Source organism: Caulobacter sp. FWC2 (assembly GCF_002742625.1).
Taxonomy (GTDB): Bacteria; Pseudomonadota; Alphaproteobacteria; order Caulobacterales; family Caulobacteraceae; genus Caulobacter.
Map to the genome: position 1 here is coordinate 228,634 of NZ_PEBF01000002.1, position 19,667 is coordinate 248,300.

18 protein-coding genes are annotated in these 19,667 nt (G+C 66.0%); 7 read left to right on the forward strand and 11 right to left on the reverse strand.

Annotation, left to right across the window (positions count from 1 at the left end):
* Positions 1-10 precede the first annotated feature (10 nt).
* The 4 genes from CSW62_RS25840 to CSW62_RS25855 are packed head-to-tail and all read right to left on the reverse strand — an operon-like array spanning position 11 to position 4,115.
* The gene (locus CSW62_RS25840) at positions 11-1,147 is read right to left on the reverse strand and encodes an acyl-CoA dehydrogenase family protein (protein ID WP_099582593.1); all 1,137 of its coding nucleotides are present in this window, start codon (positions 1,145-1,147) and stop codon (positions 11-13) included.
* Between the two features lie 6 nt (positions 1,148-1,153).
* A complete protein-coding gene (locus CSW62_RS25845) occupies positions 1,154-1,954 on the reverse strand; it encodes a crotonase/enoyl-CoA hydratase family protein (protein WP_062099316.1) in 801 nt (266 codons plus the stop codon).
* On the reverse strand, positions 1,954-2,964 hold the full coding sequence (locus CSW62_RS25850; RefSeq protein WP_099582594.1) for an acyl-CoA dehydrogenase family protein: 1,011 nt from the start codon (positions 2,962-2,964) through the stop codon (positions 1,954-1,956). Before CSW62_RS25850 ends, CSW62_RS25845 begins: the two co-directional genes overlap by 1 nt.
* Positions 2,964-4,115 carry an acyl-CoA dehydrogenase family protein gene (locus CSW62_RS25855; RefSeq protein WP_082749721.1) on the reverse strand — a complete coding sequence of 384 codons (1,152 nt, stop codon included), beginning with the start codon at positions 4,113-4,115 and terminating at the stop codon, positions 2,964-2,966. The genes CSW62_RS25850 and CSW62_RS25855 overlap by 1 nt, the downstream gene beginning before the upstream one ends.
* A gap of 253 nt (positions 4,116-4,368) precedes the next feature.
* Here CSW62_RS25855 and CSW62_RS25860 point away from each other — a divergent pair, with 253 nt between their 5' ends.
* From CSW62_RS25860 to CSW62_RS25875, 4 genes are read left to right on the forward strand one after another with little or no spacing between them, the layout of a single operon-like run.
* Positions 4,369-5,259, forward strand: coding sequence for a 3-hydroxyacyl-CoA dehydrogenase (locus tag CSW62_RS25860; protein WP_082749720.1), 891 nt, complete (start codon positions 4,369-4,371; stop codon positions 5,257-5,259).
* On the forward strand, positions 5,256-6,452 hold the full coding sequence (locus CSW62_RS25865) for a thiolase family protein (RefSeq protein ID WP_062099309.1): 1,197 nt from the start codon (positions 5,256-5,258) through the stop codon (positions 6,450-6,452). Before CSW62_RS25860 ends, CSW62_RS25865 begins: the two co-directional genes overlap by 4 nt.
* A 2-nt stretch (positions 6,453-6,454) precedes the next feature.
* A complete protein-coding gene (locus tag CSW62_RS25870; RefSeq protein WP_062099307.1) occupies positions 6,455-7,090 on the forward strand; it encodes a glutathione S-transferase family protein in 636 nt (211 codons plus the stop codon).
* 18 nt (positions 7,091-7,108) lie between these two features.
* Complete coding sequence (locus tag CSW62_RS25875) at positions 7,109-7,777, forward strand: SDR family NAD(P)-dependent oxidoreductase (RefSeq protein ID WP_099504298.1); 669 nt, start codon at positions 7,109-7,111, stop codon at positions 7,775-7,777.
* Positions 7,778-7,789: 12 nt separating this feature from the next.
* On the opposite strand, the gene CSW62_RS25880 is transcribed toward CSW62_RS25875, so the two are convergent.
* The 7 genes from CSW62_RS25880 to CSW62_RS25910 all read right to left on the reverse strand — a co-directional run bounded on the left by CSW62_RS25880 (position 7,790) and on the right by CSW62_RS25910 (position 14,076).
* Positions 7,790-8,761 carry a DMT family transporter gene (locus tag CSW62_RS25880; protein ID WP_233206820.1) on the reverse strand — a complete coding sequence of 324 codons (972 nt, stop codon included), beginning with the start codon at positions 8,759-8,761 and terminating at the stop codon, positions 7,790-7,792.
* Positions 8,758-9,198 (reverse strand): carboxymuconolactone decarboxylase family protein, encoded by a 441-nt coding sequence (locus tag CSW62_RS25885; protein ID WP_233206821.1) that lies wholly within the window; start codon positions 9,196-9,198, stop codon positions 8,758-8,760. Before CSW62_RS25885 ends, CSW62_RS25880 begins: the two co-directional genes overlap by 4 nt.
* Positions 9,199-9,281: 83 nt before the next feature.
* Positions 9,282-10,250: a hypothetical protein gene (locus CSW62_RS25890; protein ID WP_062099301.1), complete on the reverse strand. Its 969-nt coding sequence runs from the start codon at positions 10,248-10,250 to the stop codon at positions 9,282-9,284.
* Between the two features lie 50 nt (positions 10,251-10,300).
* Complete coding sequence (locus CSW62_RS25895) at positions 10,301-11,491, reverse strand: thiolase family protein (protein ID WP_062099299.1); 1,191 nt, start codon at positions 11,489-11,491, stop codon at positions 10,301-10,303.
* On the reverse strand, positions 11,491-11,889 hold the full coding sequence (locus CSW62_RS25900) for a Zn-ribbon domain-containing OB-fold protein (protein ID WP_062099292.1): 399 nt from the start codon (positions 11,887-11,889) through the stop codon (positions 11,491-11,493). Before CSW62_RS25900 ends, CSW62_RS25895 begins: the two co-directional genes overlap by 1 nt.
* 35 nt (positions 11,890-11,924) lie before the next feature.
* The gene (locus CSW62_RS25905; protein WP_099582613.1) at positions 11,925-12,719 is read right to left on the reverse strand and encodes an enoyl-CoA hydratase/isomerase family protein; all 795 of its coding nucleotides are present in this window, start codon (positions 12,717-12,719) and stop codon (positions 11,925-11,927) included.
* Positions 12,720-12,795: 76 nt separating this feature from the next.
* A complete protein-coding gene (locus tag CSW62_RS25910; protein ID WP_099582595.1) occupies positions 12,796-14,076 on the reverse strand; it encodes an MFS transporter in 1,281 nt (426 codons plus the stop codon).
* A 242-nt stretch (positions 14,077-14,318) separates the two neighbouring features.
* Here CSW62_RS25910 and CSW62_RS25915 point away from each other — a divergent pair, with 242 nt between their 5' ends.
* From CSW62_RS25915 to CSW62_RS25925, 3 genes are all read left to right on the forward strand, one after another.
* The gene (locus tag CSW62_RS25915; protein ID WP_099582596.1) at positions 14,319-15,341 is read left to right on the forward strand and encodes an NADPH:quinone oxidoreductase family protein; all 1,023 of its coding nucleotides are present in this window, start codon (positions 14,319-14,321) and stop codon (positions 15,339-15,341) included.
* 208 nt (positions 15,342-15,549) lie between these two features.
* Entirely contained in the window at positions 15,550-17,172 is a 1,623-nt protein-coding gene (locus CSW62_RS25920) for an AMP-binding protein (RefSeq protein ID WP_062099286.1), read from the forward strand.
* A gap of 175 nt (positions 17,173-17,347) precedes the next feature.
* A complete protein-coding gene (locus CSW62_RS25925) occupies positions 17,348-19,630 on the forward strand; it encodes a TonB-dependent receptor (RefSeq protein ID WP_062099285.1) in 2,283 nt (760 codons plus the stop codon).
* Positions 19,631-19,667 lie beyond the last annotated feature (37 nt).

Below are 19,667 nucleotides of genomic sequence, written 5' to 3' on the forward strand. Positions count from 1 at the left end.
CAGATCGCCCTCAGAGCGTGCGGGCGATGATTTCCTTCATGATCTCGGACGTGCCGGCGTAGATGCGGGCAACGCGCGCATCCACCCAGGCGCGTCCCACGTCGTATTCGCTCATATAGCCGTAACCGCCGTGAAGCTGGAGGAGTTCATCCAGCAACTGGCCGTGCAGTTCGGCGCTGGTCAGTTTGGCCATGGCGGCGGTCTCGGCCGTCAGCTGGCCGTCGAACAGCTTCTGCAGGCAGTCGTCGATGAAGACGCGCAGCATCTGGCTCCGCGCTCTCACTTCGGCCAGCTTGAACCGCGTGTTCTGGAACTCGAACAGCGGCTTACCGAAGACGATGCGGTCCTTGGTGTAGGCGATGGTCTTGTCGAGCATCGACTCCACCGAGGCGGCGGCGCGGATGCCGATGATCAGCCGCTCCTTGGCCAGCTCGGTCATCAGACAGCCGAAGCCCTTGCTTTCCTCGCCCAAGCGGTTTTCGACCGGCACCCGCACGTCCGAGAAGAACAGCTCCGAGGTGTCCTGGCCGCGAAGACCGACCTTCTCCAGCTTCTTGCCCTTGTCGAAGCCGGGCGTTCCCGCCTCGACGCAGAACAGGGTGATGTCCTTTGGGTTGGCTTGGCCCTCGACCTTCGCCGCGACGATCGCCAAGCCCGAATTGATACCGTTGGTGATGAAGGTCTTCTGGCCCGACAGGATGTAGTGGTCGCCGTCCCGGACGGCCTTGGTCTTCATGCCGCGCAAGTCGCTGCCGATCTGCGGTTCGGACATGGCGATGACCGCGATCAGGTCGCCGCTGATCAGGCGCGGCAGCCAGCGCGCCTTCTGCGCGTCGGTGCCGTAGTTGACCAGATAGGGCACGGCGATGTCGGAGTGGGTGGTAAAGCCGACGGCCGTGGCGTTGACCCGCGCCAGCTCTTCGATCAGGACCGCACTGTGGCCAAAGTCACCGCCGGGGCCGCCGTATTCTTCGGGCGCGGTGACGCACAGCAGACCCTGCTCGCCGGCTCGAAGCCACAACGATTGGGGCACGATGCCATCGCGTTCCCACTGAGCGTGATGTGGAACGATCTCGGTGTCGACGAACCGCCGGACCTGATCGCGGAACATTTCGTGGTCGTCGCGGAACACCTTGCGCATGGTCATGACTCGTCAGTTGTCCGTATAGGCGGCGGGACGCTTTTCGATCATCGCCGCGACCGCCTCGGCATGGTCCGACGTATGATGGGCCAGCGCCTGATAGGCCGATGACAATTCTAGCAGCGAACCCAAGCGCATATGTTGACCTTCACGCAGAAGGCGTTTGGTGAGGCGAAGCGCGTGGCCAGGGCTGCTGGCGACTCGATGGGCCAGCGCCAGCGCCGTGGAGAGGAGCGCCTCCGGCTCGGTCAGCTGGGTCACCAGCGTCCAATCCAGAGCGGTCTGAGCGCTCAGCGCGTCGCCGGTCAAGGCCATATGGCTGGCGCGCGGCATGCCCACGATCCGGGGCAAGAGCCAGGCGCCGCCGTCTCCCGGGACAATGCCCAGTTTGACGAAGCTCTCGGCGAAGGTCGCCGTCTGCGAGGCGATGCGGATATCGCACATGCAGGCCAGATCGAGCCCCGCGCCGATCGCGTGTCCGTTGACGGCCGCGATGACCGGCGTCTCGAGTTCGTACAGCGCCATCGGGATGCGCTGGATGCCGTCGCGATAGCGATTGCGCAGGCGGTAAGGCGAGCCTTCGAAGATGCCGGTGCGGTCGCGCATCGCCTTGATGTCGCCGCCAGCGCAGAAGGACGCGCCCGCGCCGGTCAGCACGACGACGCGAACCGAAGGATCGCCGCGAACCTCCTCGCAGGCGTCCTCGATCTCGAACATGTCCTCGGGCTTGCTGAAGGCGTTACGCGCCTCGGGCCGATTGAGGGTCCAGATAGCCACGGGGCCCTCGCGGGACTTCAGCAGGAAATCGGTCATCAGTGGTCTCCGCAAAAGGCCGCGGTCACGAGCGGCCAAAGGCCCTCGTCGCCTCGCGCCGCGAGGATGCGTCCCAGTTGGTCGGTCCAGAAGGCGTCGGACCCATATTCGGCGCGCCAAGCCCACAGGCGGCGCGTCAGGAAGTGCAGGCTGTGTTCATGGGTGAAGCCAATGGCGCCGAAAACAGCGTGGGCGATCGCTGCGCCCTCGCCCGCGGCCTCGCCGGCCACGGCCTTGGCCGAGGCGGTGGTCACGCGCTGGGCGCTCGGCGCGGCCATCAGGAAGGCGGCCTCCGATGCGGCGACGGCCGCGGCCGCTTGGGTCGCCAAAACCGCCAGCTGCTGCTGGACGGCCTGGAATTTGCCGATGGGGCGGCCGAATTGGACGCGCTCGTTGGCGTAGTCGGCGCTGAGTTCGGTCAGGCGACCCAGGGCGCCGGCCATCTGCGCCGATCGCAACATGGCGCCGCCGAGCATCACCGTATCCGTCTCGGCCGAGGCGGCCGCCTCGGCGACCTTGGACCTGGCGGCCAAGGTGACCGTGTCGCGCGGTTCGCCCGCGACATTGTTGCCGGGCGCGACAACGGCCTCGGTCAGGGCGTGCAGCGAAATGCGCCCTGCGCGCGGGTCATGGAGCACCAGCCATTGCGCGTGGCGTCCCCAGGGGACATCGGCCAAAGGCCCGTCGGCCACGCCGCTGGCGAAGACGACGGGCCCGCTCTCGGGAGGGGGCAGCCCCGCCGCGGCCAGCAGGGCGTTGGCCAAGATAGTCTCGGGCAGGGGGACGGGCGCGGCGGCGGCGCCGCAAGCGCGAATGACGACGAAAATATCGGTCCAACTTGCGCCCGCGCCGCCCTGGTCCTCGGGCACGGCGGCGAGCGGAAGGCCTAGTTCCTCGATTTTGGCCCACAGATCGGCCGGCCAGGCGCCGGCTTCCGCCGCGCGCAGGGCGTCCGGTGTTACGGCGTCGGCCAAGAGCCGTTCAATACTGTTCTGAAGCAAGGATCGCATCACCGAACCCCCAGGCCGCGCGCGAGAATGCCGCGAAGGATTTCCCGCGTGCCGCCCCGCAACGAGAACGAGGGCGCCATGCTTTGGACAATGGCCAGGACCCGGCGCGTCGTGGCGGTCTTGGCGCCGGGCGGCAGAGAATCGATCAACCGCATCGCCACCTCGACCGTGTCCTGCTCGTAGCCGGTGCCGATATCCTTCACGCACGAGGCGGCCCAGACAGGATCGTGGCCGGCCGCCAACTGCGCGGTGACCGAGATCGACATCGACCTTAGAGCCACCAGCCAGGCCGCCAGGCGCCCGATCTCGAAAGCCTGGCGAGCGTCCGGTTCGGGACCCACCGCCGCGACAAGGCAGCGGAACAGCGTCATGGCGCTTAGAAAGCGCTCCGGACCGCTCCGCTCGAACGCCAACTCCGAGGTGGCCTGCGCCCAACCCTCGCCCTCGACCCCGATCAGGGCGTCGGCGTCCAGCCGCACGTCCTCGAAAGTGACCTCGTTGAAATGTTCGTGGCCGGACAGATCCTTGATCGGTCGTATCATCACGCCGGGAAGCGCGAGATCGACGAGAAACTGAGATAAGCCGTCATGGCGTTCGCTGGCGGCGTCGGTGCGCACCAAAGCGATCATGGCTTGGCATCGGTCGGCATTGGTGGTCCAGACCTTGCGGCCATTCAGCAGCCAGGCGCCGTCGCCCTGACGCTCAGCCTTCGTGCGCACCGAAGCAAGGTCCGAGCCCGACGCAGGCTCGCTCATCCCAATACAGAAGTACATTTCGCCGGCGCATATGGCCGGGAGAAAACGTTGCTTCTGAGCCGGCGTGCCATGGCGCAGCAGGAGAGGCGCGCTTTGCCGATCGGCGATCCAATGGGCGGTGACAGGCGCGCCCGCCGCCAGGAGCTCCTCGTTGACCACGAACCTTTCAAAAGGCGAGGCGTCGTGGCCCCCGTATTCCTTCGGGATGCTCAGGCCGAGCCAGCCTTTCGCGCCCAAGGCGCGGCTGAAATCGGGATCAAAACCCATCCACGACAGGGCGCGTTTTTCCGCCGGATAGGTCGCGCCCCATTTTGCCAGAAAGTCGCGAACCTCCGCGCGCAACGGCTCCAGGCCTGGCGGCAAAACAGGCGGGCCGAACTGATCAAGCAGATTCACGAGGGCTCCCCAGGGACGTTGGATCGGCTCTCTTTGGAGCGACTGGACTTATACACGCTAGAATATCGTTCTGAACAGAGAATTTTGTTTGCGGCTGGGTCGAGTTTCCCCTTACTGTTCAGCGGGCGATGCGGCGGTGAATCCGTCGCGCACGGGAGGAGCAGCGTCTGACGCGACCGGCGCCGCCGGCGGTCATCGGCGCATCGGCGCTCGCGACAACGCGAGCGGTCCGGTTCAACAAGGGGAAGACATTTTGGCCAAGGTAGCAGTGGTAGGCGCTGGCCTGATGGGCGTGGGGATCGCGCACGCGTTCGCGTCCTCGGGGCACCAGGTGCGCCTGATCGATGTTTCATCCGAGCAGTTGGCCAAGGCCGAAAAGACGATCGCGGGCATTCTCGCCGACGGGGTTCGGCTTGGTAAGGTCGACGAAGGCGTCGCGGCCGCCGCCCTGGCGGCGCTGACGACCTCCGAGAGCGTGTCCGACGGGGCGGTCGGCGTCGATCTCCTGGTCGAGACCGTTTCGGAAAATCTGGCGATCAAGATCGATGTGGTGCGTAAGGCCGAAGCCGTCATGGCCCCGACGGGCCTGATCGCCACCAACACCTCCGCGCTCAGCGTGACCGAGATCGCGGCCGCCTGCCAGGACCCGACGCGGGTCATCGGCATGCACTTCTTCAACCCCGTCCAGAAGATGAAGCTGGTGGAGCTGGTTCGCGGGCTGGCCACCACGGACGAAGCCGTGGCGCTATGCCGTGACTATGTCGCCCAGCTGGGCAAGACCGCGATCGTCGTCAACGAAACGCCCGGGCTGACCACGAGCAGGATGTCGGCCATGGCCGGCAACGAAGCGATGTGGATGCTGCAAGAAGGCGCCGCGAGCGCCGAAGACATCGACACCGCCTTGAGGATGGGCTTCAACCACCCCATGGGACCGCTCGAACTGGGCGACCTTACCGGCTGGGATACGCGCCTGTCGGTGCTGCACTATCTGCACGCCACCCTCGGCGACAAGTTCCGGCCCTGTCCGCTGATCATCAAGATGGTCAAGGCTGGCCGCTACGGCCGCAAGGTCGGCTGGGGCGTCTACAAGTACGAGAATGGCGTGAAGGTGCCAGGCTCGGGAATGCGCGGGAGCCAGCTGTGAACCCGGTCTATGTGGTCGCCGCGGTGCGCACGCCGATCGGCCGGTTCCGGGGTGCGTTGGCCGGGGTGCGCGCCGACCACCTGGGCGCCCACGCGCTGAATAAGCTGGTCGCCCGCGCCGGCGTGGGCGCAGAACACATCGACGACGTGATCTTCGGATGTGTCACCCAGATCGGCGAGCAGTCGGCAAACATCGCGCGGACCTCGCTGCTCGGCGCGGGCTGGCCCGAGAGCATTCCAGCCATGACGGTGGACCGAAAGTGCGGATCGTCGGAAGCCGCGATCCATATCGGCGCGGCTCAGATCGCCGCTGGCGTGAGCGACCTGGTCGTCGCCGGCGGCGCCGAGGCAATGTCGCGCGTGCCGATGGGATCCAATCGAGCCATCCATGGCGAGGCGTTCGGCTGGATGGTTTCGGATCGCTACGAGACGACTTCGCAGGGCGAGGCGGCCGAGCGGATCGCTGATAAGTATGGCTTTGATCGTGACGTGTTGGACGATTTCGCCGCCGAGTCCCATCGCCGCGCCGCCGCCGCCACGGACGCCGGGCGCTTCGTCGCCGAAACCGTCGCCGTTCCGGTCGCCGAGCTCTGCGAAAAAGACTGGGAGGGGCCGCGTGACCCTCTCGAGGCCGACCAGACCATCCGCCGCGACACCAGCCGCGAGAAACTTTCGACGCTGAAAACCAGCTTCCGTGAGCAGGGGCGCATCACCGCGGGCAACGCTTCGCAAATCTCCGACGGGGCGGCGGTGGTGCTGCTCGCCTCTGAAGCCGCCGTCAAACGCTTCAACCTGACTCCGCTGGCGCGAATCCGCTCCGTCGCCGTCGTCGGGGCGGATCCGACCCTGATGCTGGAGGGCCCGATCGCCGCCAGCCGTAAGGCGGCGGCGCTGGCGGGTCTCGCGTTTGACGATATCGCGCTGTTCGAGGTCAATGAAGCCTTCGCCAGCGTGCCGATGATGTGGATGCAGGCGACCGGCGTGGACGCCGATCGACTGAACGTCAACGGCGGGGCCATCGCCTTGGGCCATCCGTTGGGCGCGACGGGCGCGCGGATCGCCACCAGCCTGATCCACGAGTTGCGCCGCACCGGCCAACGATACGGGCTGCAGGCCATCTGCTGCGCTGGCGGCCTGGCGACCGCCACCGTGTACGAAAATCTGGACGCGTCGGCCGCGCCCGCGGTCGTATGACTATGCCCAAACTCACCTACTACTATACGCCCACGACCTGCTCTCTGGCGTCCCATGTCGCGCTCGAGGAGTCGGGGCTGCCGTTCGAAGCCAGCCGGGTGCGGCTTCACGATCCCGAGGCGGTCGAGATCTGGCGACGGACAAACCCCGCGGGCGGGGTGCCCGCGCTGATGTGCGACGAGCGTCTGCTGACTGAGAACGTCGCCATCCTCCACCATGTCGCGCATCTGGCGCCGCACGCCCAGCTTCTGCCTGACGATGGGTTCGATCAGGCCAGCGCGCTGTCTCTGACCGCCTGGTTCGCGAGCACCGTCCACATCACTGGCCGGATGGCGAGAGCCCCGTTCCGCTTCACGCCTGACCAGACGACCCATGAGGCGCTGAGCGCCGAGGGGCGACGTCGGTTCGAAGCCAATCTGCGGAAGGTCGACGGGTTGCTGACCGGTCGAGACTGGCTGGTGGGCGATCGCCTCTCGGTCGCCGACGCCTATGCGCTGGTGTTCTACGCCTGGGGCGTCGCGGGCGACTATCCGATGGCCGAGTTGAAGCATTTTTCAGCGCTAGCGCGTCGCATGGCCGAACGGCCTGGCGTTCAGCGCGCCATGGCGCGCGAGAAGACGCCGCCATTTCCGTCTTGAGCAACGAAGAGGCCTGCCATGACCAATGTCGTCATCGTCACCGGAGCGTCCGGCGCCTTGGGTCGGGCCGTGGTCATGCGTTTGAAGGCCGACGGCTTCGCCGTCGCGGCCGTGGACGCCGCGCCCGTCATGGAGATCGATGCGGATCTGGTGCTGCCGAAGGTGGATCTCGCCGACGCCGCGGCGGTGGGGGCGGCGTTCGAGGCCGTGGCGTCGACCTTGGGGTCGGTGAACGGGTTGGCCAACATCGCCGGCGGCTTCGTTTGGGAGCCAATCGTCGGTGGCGAAGCCGGCACCTGGGATCGCATGTTCCGCACTAACCTTCTGACGGCCGCCCTGGCCAGCCGCGCGGCGCTTCCCAGTCTGCTGAAGCAGGGGGGCGCGATCGTCAATGTCGGCGCGGCCGGCGCCATCGATCCAGCGACCGGCATGGCGCCCTATGCCGCCTCCAAGGCCGGGGTGATGGCCATGACCCGGAGCCTGGCGGCCGAACTTCGCGGCACGGGCGTTCGCGTCAACGCCATCCTGCCGACGATCCTCGACACGCCGACCAATCGCCAGGATATGCCCGACGCCAACCCCGCCGAATGGATCAAGCCGGCCGACGCGGCGGAGGTCATCGCCTTTCTGCTGTCTGACGCCGCCGTGGCGATCAACGGATCCGGCATTACCCTGGCCGTTTCCTAGGGGCGGAGATTTTCAGCCGGCCCGGTTGTCGTCAGCGGCGCCGAGCCCCAGCGGGTTCGAGGCGTCCGGCTGGCCAGCGTCGATGGCCAGCGTCTTGGCCCGCTTGCTCTGGATTTCCCGGATCGTGATGTAGAGCGTCGAGACCACGATCACCCCGGCTCCGACATAGGTGAAGGCGTCGGGCCATTCGCCGAATACGACCAGACCCGCGATGATCGACAACACCAGCCGAGCATAGTCGATCGGGGCCAGGACGGCGGCCTCGCCGACCGCCATCCCTTTGATGAACAGCACTTGGTTGGCGGCGCTGAGCAGGCCGATCAGAAACAGCGGGATAAGATCGGCGGGGCTGGGCCAGCGCCAGTCGGCCAGGGCCAACGGCAAGCATAGCAACTCGCCCATGATACTGGACCAGACCAGGATCGAGCTCGCCGACAGATCCCGGGTCAGGGATTTCACGCCCGTGATCGTGCCGGCCAAGCACAGGGCCGAGACGAGCGCGGCCAGGTGAGGCCAGCCCAAGGCGGTGTCCGCGCCCCAAGGGCGCATGATGATGACGACGCCGATGAAGCCGACCACCACTGCGGCGATCCGGCTTGGGCCGATCGTTTCGCGAAGGAACAGCGCCGCCAGCAGCACGACCCATAGCGGCCGGGTGAACGACAGGGCGTTGGCCTCGGCCATTGGCATGGCTTCGTAGGTGTAGAGCAGCAGGACCATGCCCACCGTGGCGAGCAGTGAGCGCACGAACAGGGCGGGCATCGTCGCGCGGGGCACCAGCAGCACCTGCCGCGGGCTGCGGAGCATGAAGGGGATGGCGACGATCAGCGACCCGGTCTGCCTATAGAAGTTCTGCAGGTGCGAGGGGTAGTCGCCGCTGAGGTGCTTCACCAGGATGGTCATGCCGACGAAGGTAACGGCCGAGAGCAGCAGCCACACGGCGCCCTGAACGTTGGGCGCCAGGCGCGAGAAGGGGCCCTTCAAGCGGATGTGTCCTCATAACCCTTCAGCACATAGGTCATGCGGCCGCCAGCCAGCATCAGGCCGCTGAACAGGTGGAGCTCGACGATCTGCTCTTCGCTGAAATGTAGGCGCAAATGGTCGTAGACCTCGTCGCCAAGCGAAAAATAATCGCCGGCGAAAAGTTCGGCGAAACGCAGGGCGGCCTGTTCGGACGGACTGAAGCGCGGATCGGACCAGTCGCTGCAGGCGACGACGTCAGCCTCGCTGACGTCGTCGGACTTGCGGGCGATTTGGCAGACCGGACAGGTGGTGATCGAGGCGATCTTCAGGCGGACCAATTCCCGAAGGCGGTCCGGTAAGACACCGCGCTCGTGAATCTCCGCCATCGTCGCGAGCCAGGCGTTGGCCGCGGCCGGCCGGTGAGCCCAGATCTGCACCGGTAAGGTGTTGGAAAGCATCCGCGTCGCGGTTCCCCGTTCGATCGAAGCGCTGAGCGGTTCTGGCAGGGCCTCCAGGGGCAGGGGCGCGACGCGGGCCACGATCAGCCCTCGTCTTCGCAGAATTCGAAGATCGCCCCGCCCAGTTCGGCCGGATCGACGCGCAGCAGAGCGCCGCCGACGGCCTGGCAGTCCTCGATGTGTTCGAATTTCACGCCCAGGGCGGCCAAGCGTTCAGCCTTGGCCTCAAGGCCGTTGACCGAAATGCGGATGTAGTGCGGCCCTGGCCCCCAATTGTGCAGGTAGCGGCCCGTCGGGCTGTCCCACTTCGTGGGTTGGATGACATCGAGCGTCGCGCTGGTTCCCAGATTGAAGCCGATGCGGGCGCGTTTGTAGCCCTCGCGGTCCAATTGCTCGACCGAACCGGCCGGTTGTAGATCCAGGTTCAGGTCTAAACGGCGCAGGACATCGTCGAGGTCGCGCACCAGGAAGCCACGGCCGACGACCCGCACCATGTCGCCAGGCTTGGGGTCGCGAGGGCGGGGCGGGGGGACGTTGAACGCCTCGGCCGGCATTTGAATAGCCGCCAGGGGGATAACCTCGATGCACAGCCCGCCATCGACGGACGGCTCATAGACGGGCTTTTCCGGCGTGCAGCCGACCCACAGTCGATCGAACGGCATTTCCGGCGTCAGCTGGGCCAGACGGAAGGGCTGGCCCTTGCTCTGCAGGTGCTCGATCACGCCGCCGATGTTGTCGGAGACCAGGACCGTGGCGTGGGTCTTGATGGGCCGGAACGGCCCCTGAAAATCCTCGAGACTCTTGAGAAAGCCTGGGAACATCGGATCGCCCTGATTGGGGAAGTCCAGGTGGCCCTGGGGTTCGACGCGCGTGGGCGACACCGCCAGCGATTTGTGCACCCTCAGGAAGTGGGCGATATAGGGATGACCCGGAAAGGCCTGGCGCCAGTTCGCATGGCCGTGGATTTCCAGTTTGCTGACGATCTGTTCGGCCGTCTTGTCGGCGTCGTGGACCATCAGATCGCCGCTGAGCAGCAGGTCATAGAGGCTCATCTTGTTCTCCCTTAGCGTCGGCCGCGCGGCGCGCTGGCCGTTCGTTGTCTTCAGTCCCTGACCAGCAACAGGCTGCCCGCGAGCGGCCCGCCGCCGGCGGCGCAGACCGCTACGCGCGGATCGCGGATCTGGCGTTCGCCCGCGCGCCCCCAAAGCTGGGTGCACGCCTCGTGCACGTAGCCCAGCCCGTGTGTTCGTCCGCCCGACAACTGACCCCCGTTGGTGTTCAAGGGCAGTTCGCCATCCAGCGCGATGCGGTGGCCGCCCTCCACGAAGGCGCCGCTCTGCCCCACGGGACAAAGGCCCAACCCCTCAAGCCACATCAGCGTCAGAATGCTAAAGCCGTCATAGAGCTGGGCGGTGTCCACGTCGGCGGGCTTGAAATCGGTGCGAGCCCACATGGCCGCGGCGGCGTCGGGCGCTGCGTTGGCGGTGAGATCGACCTGATCCCAGAGATAGGGCTGGTTCATCGCCGCTCCGATCGCCTCGATACGCACCGGTCGATTGCGCAGATCCTTGGCGATGTCCTTGCGCGACAAGACGATGGCGGTCGAAGCATCGCAGTGGACATCGCAGTCGAACATCCGCAGCGGCGTGGAGATCATCTTCGAGGCGAAGTAGTCGTCCATCGTCATCGGCTTGCGCATGACGGCCTTGGGGTTGAGCAGGGCGTTGCGACGGGCGTTGAGGGCGATCTGGGCCAATTGCTCGGGCGTGGTGCCGTACTTGCGCATGTGGCTGTGGGCGTACATGGCGGTGATGTTGACCACCGACAGCACGTTGAACGGCGTGCACCACTGCCACATGAAATTGCCGTCGCGCGCGCCGGACTTCGCCGCGAGACTCTGGTCCTTGCTGCCGCTCAGGCGGTTGCTCGACTCGGTGATGGTGCGAAAGACCAGAACGTTCTTGGCCAGGCCCGTGGCGATCGCCATGGCGCCGTTCATCACGCCGGCGAGCGGCCCGGCCGCCTCATAGCCGCCGCTGAACCAGTTGCATTGCAGGCCCAGCATGCTCAACACCGCCAAGGGACCGACGGGCGAGAAACTGCTGCCGTTGGCGTTGTCGCCAGGCCAGGAACAGACGCCGTCGATGTCCTTGGGAGTGAGGCCGGCGTCGGCGATAGCCTCCAGCGCGGCATCCACCGTCAGCTCCATGGCCGAACGCGACGATGGGCGGCCCACTTCGGACTGCCCTACGCCGACGATGGCGACGTCCTTTTCGAGGATTCGAGCGCCCATTAGGCTTGCGCCCTTTCGAACAGAGGCACCCAGACGTCCTCGATGTTCTCGAACACGACCGTCACGGGCATGCCGATCTCGACCGCCTGAGGCGGACAATTCACGATGTTGGACAGAAAGCGCAGGCCCGCCTGCTCCTCCAGCTCGACGATGGCGACGACATAGGGCTCGCTGAGGTCGGGAGTCCAAGCCTGGTGATTGATGGTGAACGTCAACACCCGACCGCGTCCCGACACCGCCGTGGGCGCGACGTTGAGGCTGGAGCAATGGCGACAGATCGGCGCTGGAGGGTGAAAGAATTGCGCGCAGTCCCCGCAGCGGTGCATCCGCAGTTCACCGACCTCGCCGCCGGTCCAGAACGGCTGCGTCTCGGCGTTGAGCAGGGGAAGTTTTCTCATCGCCGCGCCTCCCGAATGTGTTGAAGGGCGGCCATCTAACGGCCCGTGAAGACGGGTTGGCGTTTTTCCTTGAAGGCGGCGGCGGCTTCGCGGCGGTCGTCGGTCGACATCAGGAGGACGAATAGATCCTTCTCGAGTTTCAGTCCGGCGCGAAGATCCATTTCAAGACCATCGCGTGCGGCCTCCTTGACGTAGGCCAGAGCCGAGGCGGGCTTGGCGGCGATGCGCTCGGCCAAGACCTGGACTTCGTCGATCAGGTGATCACTCGCCGTCGCCAAGCGTGAAACCAGGCCGATGCGATGGGCTTCCGCCGCGTCGATCCGCTCGCCGGTCAGTAAGAGATCGAGCGCCCGGCCAAGGCCGACGATCCGCGGCAGGCGTTGCGTGCCGCCGCCGCCCGGGATCAAGCCGAGGCTGGTTTCGGGCAGGCCGAACACCGCGCTTGGCGCGGCGATCCTCATATCGCACGCCATGGCGATCTCGAGGCCGCCACCCAGGCAAAAGCCGTGAATGGCGGCGATCACCGGTTTGCGGACCCGATCCAAGGCCTCGATCCAGCCGGGAGTCATCCCAGCCCTGAGCGTCGGCAGGGAGGTCGCGTCGCTTTGCGCCTTGATGTCGGCGCCGGCGCAAAAGCCGCGCTCGCCAGCGCCCCGGATGACGATCACGCCCATTTCGGGATCGCTGTCCAGCTGCTCCAGCGCCTGGGTGACTTCGAGACGCAGGGCGGGATTGATGGCGTTGATCTGCCCAGGGCGGTTCAGAACGATCCAGCCCACGCGATTGACGCGCTCGATCTGGACGGTTTGTTCGATGGCTCCATCCGCCATGGTCATCATGCTCCGACGCGACCGGCCAGCCGTGCGCGGCCGCATTCGCTGTCCTGGGAATTGCGAGGTGGGAAACTCATGCCGCGGCCTCGACGGCAAAGCGCTGGGAGCGGCGCGCGGCCAGCCAGGCGGCCAAAAAATGCACGCCCGACCACAGGCTAAAGCCCATCACCGCGGCGATGCCGATCTTCAGGGAATGGGGACCGCCAACGCGATCGCTGACCACGCCGACGACCAACGGACCAACGCCGTAGCCGACAAGATTGGTCACGGCCTGCACGGCGGAGACGACAACGCCCCGCATGCGCGGCTCCACGCCGGTGACCAAGATCGCATAGGCGGGGGCCGTAAACCCGCGCGAGACGATCTCGAAGACGATGAAGGCTACAGCCACGACGGTTAGGGAAGAACCCAAGGCGAAGACGAGACCCGAAGCGCAAGCCAGAGCGCACGCGACCATTGGAGCGGCCGGCAAGGCCTGGACGCCCCAGCGACGGACAACCGCGTCCCCAACGGGACCGCCGACCAGAGAGCCCAAGGCGCCAAAGAGGCCCACGCCCAGGCCCGCCATCAGGCCGGCCTGAGGGAGGGTGAAGCCTTGGGTGCGCACCAGGAAGGAGGCGGCCCACACCGGCACGCCCGACATGGCCAAGGAGGCCAGGCCAATGCCGACGAAGGCGTGGAAGACCGCTGGGTTGGCGGAGACAAACCGCAGGGTCTGGAGAAAGGACGGCGCGGGGCCCGCGCCGCCTTGGGCCAAATCCCGTTCCCGCCGCGGCTCGCGAACAGTCAGGATGATCAGGATCGCCAAGATCAGCCCCGGTGCGCCGGCGACGAAGAAGGCGGCTCGCCAGCCATAGTGGGCGGCGATCACGCCGCCAAGCACGAGGCTGATGGCCGTTCCGAAGGCGGTGCTGGTCCAGAACACGCCCATGGCGGTGGAGCGGCGGCTCTTGGGAAAGAGGTCGGCGATCATCGACATCGCCGTGGGCGCGGCCGCTGATTCAGAGGCACCGACAGCAAGCCGGGCCAAGACCAAGGCGGTGTAGTTTTGCGCAAGCCCGCACATGGCGGTGCAAAGGCTCCAGACCGCGACGACGATCGCCAGCAGCTTGGTCCGGTTGACCCGGTCGATCAGCCATCCCATCGGCAGGCCGGTCAGCGCATAGGTTAGTCCGAAGGCTAGCCCCGTCAGCAGGCCCAGCTGACCATCCGAGAGCTTGAATTCGGCCTTCACCGGCTCGATCAGGATCGACATGGCTGTCCGATCGATCGAGTTCGAGACGTAGACGAGTGTCAGGATCACAAGGGTGTACCAGGCGCCCTTGACCAGCGCGGGAGGAGGGGACGCGTTCACGACCGCGAGCCCGCCATGCGTTGGCAACGAGGTTGGGGGGGCGTGCGTAGGCTGACGATCACGGGTATCCTCCGGACGCGGTCTGGGCAGCGTCTCTTTCGGTGACGCTAGAACGGCCGACGCAATTCGGCAAGCGAAACGCACTTCTGGTATCAGAATAATGCGATTGTTTCCCGTCGGTCCGCTGGCTAGATAGAGTCCTGCGGACCATCAGGCGTTCGCGCCATTCACGCGAGGTTCCCGTGCGCGCGCTGACGAGCTTTGAGCCTGGCGGCCCTGAAACCCTGAAGATCCGCGATGTGGACGAGCCTTCGCCTGGGCCAGGTCAAGTCGCTGTCGCCGTCCAGGCCTGCGGGGTCAATTTCCCGGATCTGCTGGTCATTGAGGATAAGTATCAACTGCGGCCGGCGCGGCCGTTTTCGCCGGGCAGCGAATTGGCCGGCGTGGTGCGCGCGATCGGCGAGGGTGTCACCGCGCCGGGCGTGGGTGATCGGGTTTCGGCGTCGCTGCCGTTCGGCGCGATGGCCGAGGTGGCCATCGTGGCGGCGGACCGGTGCACTGTTCTGCCTGACGCCATGCCCATCGAGGAAGCTGCGGCGTTGCAGGTGACCTATGGAACCGTCTTTCACGCCCTGGTGGGCTGCGCAGGCATGCGGCCGGGGGAAACGCTCTTGGTTCTGGGCGCCGGCGGCGGTGTCGGCCTCGCGGCCGTGGAATTGGGGAAGGCCCTAGGCGCTCGCGTGGTCGCCGCGGCGTCTTCGCACGACAAGCTCGAAGCCGCCCGCGCGGCCGGCGCCGATGCGCTCGTGCATTATCCGGGCGCGTTCGAGGGTGTCGCTCAGGCGAGGGCCTTTACCGAGGCCGTGCGGGCCGCCAGCGGCGGGGAAGGGGTCAATGTCGTCATCGACCCGGTCGGGGGAGCCTATGCAGAGCCGGCATTCCGCGCCATCGCCGCGCAGGGGCGGTATCTGGTCGTGGGCTTTGCGGCCGGAATCCCGGCGATCCCGCTCAATCTCGTCCTGCTCAAGGCCGCCCAGATCATCGGCGTTTTCTGGGGGGCCTACATGGCGCGCGACCCTCAATCCGGCGCGCGGGACATGAAGGCGTTGCTGGACCTCTATCAGGCGGGCAAGATCCGGCCGCGCATCTCCGAGCGCTATGCGTTGGAGGAAGGTGGAAGGGCGATCGCGCGGCTGGGCGCGCGGGGTGTGACCGGCAAGATTGTCGTAACCGTATCGAGTTCTGAAAACAGAACGAAAGACTAATATCAGAATTGTGCTGGACCAAAGAGGCCCACCCAACTATGGGTGACCCAGTGGCCTCGCATGGCGAAGCGCGCGGGTTTGGCCCGCCTTCAGGGCAACTGAATGGCGTTGGCGCAAGTCCAGGGACGGAACGTGATGTCTGTCTCCTTCGCCGCCTGGGCTGTGGCGACGGGCGGCGGATGATCGCCAGGTGGACGGAAAGATCAAGATGACCAAGACGATCGAGGCAGGATGGCGGACTGGCCCTCGCGACACGCCGGTCGCCGCTTTGCGCCGCGCCGTCGCCGCGCATCCCGACAAGGTCTTTCTGGACTTCAGTGGCGAAAAGCACACCTACGCCGCGTTCGATCTGGCGAGCAACCGTTTCGCTCACGAGTTGAAGGCCCTGGGCTTGGCCGCCGGAACGCCGATCGTCTCGATGCTCGACAACAATGTCGACGCGGTCACGACCTGGATCGCGGCCAACAAGATCTCCGCGATCAGCGTGCCGCTGAACACCGCGCTGGTCGGGCAGTTTTTGCGCCACCAGATCGAGGACGCTGGCGCGCTCCTGCTGGTCTGCGAGGCGCGCTACCTGCAGCGCGTCCTCGATATCGAGGATCAACTGACAGCGCTAAAGACGGTGTTGGTCCGCGGCGCCTTCGAGCCCGCGCCAGGTTCGGCCCTGACGATCGTCTCGCTCGACGACCACCGGGGTGGCGACGACAGCGCGTTCGAGGATCTGCCCGATCCCGGAGCGCTCAATGCGCTGATCTACACCTCGGGGACCACGGGCCCCTCCAAGGGGTGCATGATCACCGGCAATCAGATGTGTCACTTCGCGCGCATGCTGACGCGGTCAGCGCCGTTCGGACCGGACGACATCTACTGGACGCCCCTGCCGCTGTTCCACATGAACGCCATCGCCACCGGGGTGGTGTCGGTGATGCTGGTCGGGGCGACGATTTCGTTCGCGCCCAAGTTCTCGGTCTCCGGCTTCTGGCCGGCGATCGAAGCGTCCGGCGCGACCGTTGTCTCTATCCTGGGCTCGCTGGGGACCTTGCTCGCGCGCGCCGAGGAGCATGAAGCCATGGCGCGCTGCTTTGGCCAGGTCCACACGGTGAAAGGCAATCCTTTTCCCGAAGACATCAAGCAGATCTGGCGCGAGCGCTTTGGCGCCAAGAAGATCGGATCCAACGTCTATGGTCTGACCGAGGGATTGCTGACCTCGATGCCGGCCGACGGCGCCTACGCGGAAGGCTCGTCTGGCAAGGCCGCGCCAGAGCTGGACGTGCGCATTTTCGACGACAACGACAACGAAGTGCCCGTCGGCGTGTCCGGCGAGGTTGTGTGCCGTCCGCTGATGCCGGACATCATTTTCAAGGGTTATTGGCGTCGACCTGAGGACACCCTCAAGGTCATGGGCAACATGTGGTTCCATACCGGCGATATCGGCCGGTTCGACGAGGATGGCTTCTTCTATTTCGTCGATCGCAAGAAGGACTACCTGCGCCGGCGCGGCGAGAACATCTCCAGCTTCGAGATGGAGACCTCGATCCTGGCCCACCCAGCGATCGAGCAGGTGGCCGTGCACGCCGTGCCATCGAAGCTCCAGGAGGACGATCTCAAGGTGACCGCCAAGTTGAAGCCGGGCGCCGTCTTGTCGGAGGAGGCGCTCTGCCGCTGGCTAATCGAACGCGTCCCCTACTACGCGGTGCCGCGCTACATCGAGTTTCGCGCGGAGCTGCCGGTCAATCCGCAGGGGCGGGTGCTGAAATTCCAGCTTCGCGACGAGGGCGCGACGCCAAACACCTGGGACATCGAGACCACGGACATCAAGCCAAGCCGATAACTCGAGGCCAGCCGCGAGGTATTTTATCCTGATAGCAGAATTAAATTCTCCCATCAGACTAAAGCGATTGACTTAGATGCGGAGCTGAGTTCCCTTCCGCTCATAAGCGATCGTGCGAGTTCGTTGAAATCGTCCAGATCGCGGCCGCGCATAGCGCGCAAGGGAGGGACGATCCATGACCAATTCCAGCTGGAAATCGGCGCTTTGCGCGGGCGTTTCGCTTGTTTTCCTGCCCTCGATCGCGAGCGCGCAGGCCGCTCCTCAGGCCGCTCCTCAGGCCGCTCCTCAGGCCGCGCCCACCGGCCTCGAGGAGGTGATCGTCACGGCCCAGCGCCGGGAGGAGCGCTTGGCGGACGTGCCCGTCGCGGTGACGGCCTTCGGCGCGCGCGAGCTGGAACGGCGCCAGATCGCGGACGTCCGCGCCCTGACCGAGAACGCGCCGTCGATCACCTTCACGGCCACGCCCTATGGGAACAACGACCTGATCCTGGCGATCCGTGGCGTCGCGCCCGGCGGCGTCCTGCCCAACGTGGATCAGGCGGTAGGCACCTATGTCGACGGCATCTACTACGCCCGTCCTGAGGGCAGCAATCTGGCCATGGTGGACATCGCCTCGGCCGAGGTCCTGCGCGGTCCGCAGGGCACGCTGTTTGGCCGCAACACCATCGGTGGGGCGTTGAACATCACGACCAACAAGCCGACCTACGACTTTGGCGGGTCGCTGAAGCTGGGATACGGCAACTACAACGCCATCTCCGGCACCGGCGTGGTCAATTTGCCGATCATCGCCGACAAGCTGGCGGCGCGACTGGTCTACAGCCACGTCGAGCACGACGGATACGGCTACAATCCCACGCTCGCGAGCGATGTCGCAGATCAGAACGACGACTATATCCGCGCCAGCCTCCGCGCGGACCTGACCTCCCGGATGCGGCTTGACGTCAGCTTCGATCACTATGCCGGCGCCAACCATCAGCCGCTGTGGGTGCTCAACGCCTATCAGCCTGGCCTGACGGCCGCGCAATATGCGCCCTATGTGGCCGCGCCGAAGTCGCGCACCAGCTACGCGGGCTACAATCCCCTCAACCAGTCCAAGGTCTACGACTGGACCGGCACGCTCACCGCCGACCTCGGCTTCGCCACCCTCAAGGCGATCTCAGGGTATCGCAACATCGATTTCGAGGGCGCGGCGGACCTGGACGGCACGCCCTTCCCGACCGCTGACGTCCGCACCTTCGAATTGGACGGCCACCAGGTTTCGCAGGAGCTTCAACTCTATGGGACCACCCTCGCCGACCGGCTGACCTGGACCGCCGGGGCGTACTATTTCCGCGAGAAGATCCGCAATTCGCCCATCACCCGCGTGCCCACCGCCATTCAGGACAACACGATCCGACCGACCAATGAATCGGTCAGCCTGTTTGGCCAGATCGGCCTGGAAGTCCTGCCGCGCCTGCGTCTCACCGCCGGGCTGCGGGCGGTCAAGGACACGCGCAGCATGGTCTATACGCCCGCGCGCTTTGCCGTCTCGGCGGCCAATTCGACCAATCCCGAACCGCCCGCCTCGGCGGTGACGCCGGCGGCCTGCCCCTTTACGGCCATCGGCCTCAACGCCGCGCCCGGCGGCTGCCTCTACACGCCGCGCGACATCCACTTCAACACCGTTCCGTTCACGCTCGGCGTCGACTACCGGCTCCCTGGAGATGGTCTGCTGTATGGCAAATTCTCCAAGGGCTACCGGTCGGGCGGCTTTCAGCAGGCCAGCGGCACGACCGCCGCCTTCTTCACGCCATTCGGCGAAGAGAGCGTGGGAAGCTATGAGGCCGGCGCCAAGCTCACCTTCTTCGACAAGCGCCTCAGGATCGGCGCGAGCGGCTATTTCTCGACCTTCTCGGGAATTCAGCAGAACGCCATTCTTTCGGCCAGCCCGGTGATCATCGCCGTGCTGAATTCGGGTAAGGCCGAGATCTATGGCGGCGAGTTCGAGGCGACCGCGCTTGTGGGCCGCCTGCGCCTCAACGCGGCGCTGGGCTTGATCCATCCGGAATTCACCGACGGGCCCTACAAGGGATCGGCGGTGCCAACCGTGGCCAAGACGACCGTGGCGCTCAGCGCCGACTACCCGGTCGACCTGTCGGCCGGGCGGTTGGACCTGCATGTCGACTACAATCACCGCTCCGAAGTTTACTTCCTCAACACCGTCACCATCACTGGCGCGGGCCCGGTTCCCCTGACCGACTTTCAGCGAAATTCCGTTCGTCAGGGCGGCTACGGGCTGTTGAACGCCCAGGCGTCCTTCACGCTGGCGCGGGCGCCGGTCACCGTGGCCTTCTACGGCAAGAACCTCACCAACGAATATTTCGGCGCGCGCTCGGGATCCTTCGCCGCCAGCAACTTCAACACGGTGGTGATCGGCGCGCCGCGCACCTACGGGGCCAGTGTCTCCTACGCCTTCTGATAACCGCGCCCGGCTCGCGCCAAACTCTGCGGCGCGG